We start from the raw sequence: 572 nt of genomic DNA, 5'->3' as shown, positions 1-572 counted from the left end.
GTTTTCGTTAGTGTATGCATTTTGGCTTTGATTTCTTCACATTGTGACTGTTTATAAGCGATGTCATGATTCAAAGAGGATTTATCTATTTGGCTTTGTTCATTTACTTTTTCAACCAATTGTTTCAGTACCTTTTTACTTTTGATAATCTCCAATATCTGATCCATAACATATTTTTCCAATACATCTGCTCTAACACTATTGGCTGAACAAACTTTAGAACCTTTGTTTCTAAAATTACTACATGAGTAATATCTGATTCTTTTCTTAGTGCCATCTTTTAACGTATTGGTCGTATTACTTGCGGCCATTGCTGCACCACATTTCGGACATTTTACAATGCCAGTCAGTAGGTTTGTCCCTTTACCATGGACTTGTGGTTTCTTGCGACTCTCCTGGCGTTTAAACTGTACTTTATCCCATAAGTTTCTATCAATAATAGGTGCATGCTTACCGTCAGCGATAATAGGTTCCTCATTGAGTCCTTTTCGTCTCTTATCGCTCCAGTGTCTATACTTCGCAAACTGTATTTTTCCAATGTAAAAAGGGTTTGAGATGATGTAGGTAATGGA

1 protein-coding gene is annotated in these 572 nt (G+C 36.0%); it reads right to left on the bottom strand.

Annotation, left to right across the window (positions count from 1 at the left end; all coding sequences use genetic code 11):
* Positions 1-572, bottom strand: a 572-nt coding sequence (locus tag HMPREF2578_RS08790) for a recombinase family protein (RefSeq protein ID WP_176743753.1), incomplete at both ends; no start/stop codon positions are given.

It is taken from the genome of Staphylococcus sp. HMSC072H03 (assembly GCF_001809305.1).
GTDB lineage: Bacteria > Bacillota > Bacilli > Staphylococcales > Staphylococcaceae > Staphylococcus > Staphylococcus hominis.
Note: the sequence above shows the minus strand (reverse complement) of the source record. Positions and strands in the feature narration are given on the sequence as shown.